General features: G+C 44.4%; 2 protein-coding genes. One reads left to right on the forward strand and one right to left on the reverse strand.

All coding sequences use genetic code 11. The features are described from left to right. Positions 1-22: 22 nt before the first annotated feature. Positions 23-1,534, reverse strand: coding sequence for a NarK family nitrate/nitrite MFS transporter (locus tag VLN09_RS07775; protein WP_325245273.1), 1,512 nt, complete (start codon positions 1,532-1,534; stop codon positions 23-25). Between the two features lie 559 nt (positions 1,535-2,093). On the opposite strand from VLN09_RS07775, the gene VLN09_RS07780 reads away from it, so the two are divergent. Beyond that, positions 2,094-3,424 (forward strand): FAD-dependent oxidoreductase (locus tag VLN09_RS07780; protein WP_325245274.1); only part of this gene is annotated, 1,331 nt, incomplete at its 3' end.

A 3,424-nucleotide genomic window follows, 5' to 3' on the forward strand; every position in this document is an offset into this window, starting at 1 on the left:
AGTGCCTCATTCATTTGCATATTTAGCTCACTTGTATTTGGGCAAAGCTGCCATCAGGCATCTCTTCGATGATGACGCCTTCAGGTTCTTTTAAAAAGAACAGCGCAAAGAAGCCAATGACGGCGGTCGCGGCAATTACCATGAAGAATACTTGATAAGAAACCAGACTCAGGACCGTTAAATAAACAACCGAACCAACATTTCCATAAGCGCCGGTCATGCCAGCAAATTGTCCGGTCATGCTACGCTTGATCAGTGGAATAACCGCAAACACAGCACCTTCACCCGCTTGTACGAAAAACGAGCAGAACATCGTGATGAATAATGCCAATGCAATTGGCCATGTTGAATCCACAATACCCATTAATAAATAACCAACAGCCAAACCTGCGGTCAAAATCAGCAGCGTGATTTTGCGCCCAAACTTATCACTGAGCCAGCCGCCACCGGGTCGCGACATCAAGTTCATAAACGCATAGCTTGATGCCAAGACTCCTGCCATCACAATTGATAGATTAAATGTCTCTTGATAAAAAAGTGGCAACATAGACACTACGGCAAGCTCTGAGCCAAAGGTTGCAAAGTATAAAATATTTAAGATACCGACTTGCTTAAAATCATATTGATGCGCTTTTGGCACAGGAGTCGTAAACACTTCTTTATTAAAGCGATAACTACTCACAAACTCATAAATATATAAAACGACTAAGCCGATGTAGACGATATTGACACTCGCCTGACTGAGTAAGCTGACACCAGCGGGTGATAGCTTCCATGCCAAAAGCGCTAACGCCAAATACATTGGCAGCTTAAAAGCCATCATCAGCCAAAAATCCCCCGTTGAGGTCACCATCATGGCGCCAGACTTTTTGGGCTTAAAATACGTCGCACCCTTAGGCGTATCACGCACCATCTTATAAAAAATCACACTATAGAGCATCATCACCACCCCTGAGGTGGCTGTTGCATAACGCCAGCCTTCATCACCACCAACCACCGCCGCCGCGATAATAGCCACTGTCGGTAACAGCAAGGCCGCGGCGGCAGAACCAAAATTCCCCCAACCGCCATAAATACCTTCCGCAGTACCCAGCTCACTTGCAGGGAACCAATCGCTCATGAGACGAATACCTACCACAAAGCCTGCGCCCACAAAGCCCAAGAAGAAACGCGACAATGCCAGCGTGTTGTAATCTTGCGCAAAGGCAAAAGTAAAACAAGGAATTGCTCCAATAGCCAAAATGGCGGTATAGACGAGGCGTGGACCAAAACGATCAGTCAACATACCAATAATGACTCGAGCTGGAATAGTTAAAGCGACGTTTAATATCAATAACGTTTTGATTTGGTCTTTGGTTAAACTCAAGGTCTCACCGATGGCAGATAAGAATGGTGCGTGGTTAAACCATACAAAAAAGGTAAGAAAAAAAGCCATCCACCCAAGATGGAGTATCTTATTCTTACCAGTAAAAGATAGGATGTTAAGCTTGTTTTTATTTGGTGCAGCGGGGCTCGATGATGGCGATGAAGACATAAGTGGTTTCCTTAAATAGTAAAATTCAGGGCTAACAGGGAAAGCCGTAAGAACACGTTATATTGAGCGAACTGATCTGTTAGAGCATTTAAGGTGGTGCAATGGCTGTGCCAGCTGCCGCTATGAGCCTCGTTATACAGATAAAACCTCGGCTTTGATAAAAGCGTTCATGCTTTGCTATAGCTGACTTCCAAGGAGATATTACAAGGTCATTCATAATTTAATAGCCATATAGAAACGCTAATTTTATCGAGATGAATTAAAAATTCTCACTGTTATAAAAACAATCAAATTGGTGCATGGTTTTATCTATTTTGGTGCATCCATTTTTTATATCCTGATCTGTAAAGAGCGATAACGGTTTTATTTACTATTGCTATTCATACCCTCGAAAATACCGCGCTATCTTAGAGATACATTGTCATTGTCATAGATTTTCGTCTGCAGTTTTGAGCCTCTCGCTTAGAGATATAGCGCTATATAACGGTTTTTGGCACAGTTATTGAAGGTGTCTTGCTGTAAGCACTATTTAGACAAATCCATGACTAAGGATAATCACATGAGTAGCACTATAGTGAGTAAGGCAGGTAAAGCTAAGTTGGTGGTGATTGGTAACGGTATGGTTGGACATCATTTCATTGAGCGCGCCATAGAAAAAGGCTTGCATGAGCAGTTTGAGATTCATGTGTTTGCTGAAGAAGACCGTCCCGCTTACGATCGGGTGTATTTATCGAGCTACTTTGAGCATAAGGATGTCAGTAAGCTCAACTTGGTTGATTTGCGCACCTATACATCTGCCCAGATTCAGCTGCATCTGAATCAATGCATTGTAGATATTGACACCACCAATCAATACATCATTACTCAAGCTGGCGAGCGGATTGAATATGGTGAGCTGGTGCTGGCAACAGGCTCGTATCCGTTCGTGCCACCGATTCCAGGGCGTGAGCATGCACACTGTCATGTGTATCGCACCATTGCTGATTTGGATGACATTCTTGCCATCGCTGAGCAACCCAAAGTAAAGAAAGGCGTGGTCGTGGGTGGTGGACTACTCGGACTTGAAGCGGCAAAAGCGCTGGTCACCTTAGGACTAGAGACTTATGTAGTAGAGTTTGCCCCGCAGTTGATGGGCGTACAGCTTGATGCGGCTGGCGGCGATATTTTAAAGCGAAAAATTGAAGCGCTTGGTGTCAAAGTATTAACTGGTAAGAATACCCAAGCCATTATTGATAATACCGACGCCATGCATAAAAACCTGAGCACCTTTAATGAGAATCCGTGCCAGCTGACCATGCAATTCACCGATGACACCTCGCTTGATACCGATATGATCGTCTTTAGTGCCGGTATTCGCCCACAAGACAGTATTATCAAAAACAACCCTAAGTGCGGTATTGAAATGGGCACGCGTGGCGGCATCTTAATTGATGAGCAGTGCCGCACCACTGCCGAGCACATATACGCTATTGGCGAATGCGCGGTGTGGGACAATCAAATATTTGGCTTAGTGGCGCCTGGCTATAGCATGGCGAGTATTTGTGCGGCGCAAATTGCAGGAGATAAAACACAAACCTTTACGGGCGCTGATATGAGCACTAAGCTCAAACTGATGGGTGTTGATGTAGGCAGTATTGGCGACGCACATGGCAAAAGTGCCGACAGCTTGAGCTATTTATATCAAAATCCTGCGACAGGTATCTATAAGAAACTGGTCACAACGCCTGATAATAAACGCTTACTTGGTGCAGTATTGGTCGGTGATACCGAAGACTATAACAATCTATTACAGCTATACCTCAATGATATCGACCTGCCTGCCCATCCTGAGAGCCTGATTTTACCGAACGTTGAAAAACCAGCGATGGGTATAGAAAACTTGCCGGATAG

The organism is Psychrobacter sp., assembly GCF_035469765.1.
Taxonomy (GTDB): domain Bacteria; phylum Pseudomonadota; class Gammaproteobacteria; order Pseudomonadales; family Moraxellaceae; genus Psychrobacter.

Excerpts from the sequence above, each read along its gene's own strand:
- VLN09_RS07775 (WP_325245273.1), bottom strand. The coding sequence starts at position 1,534 with ATGTCTTCATCGCCATCATCGAGCCCCGCTGCACCAAATAAAAACAAG.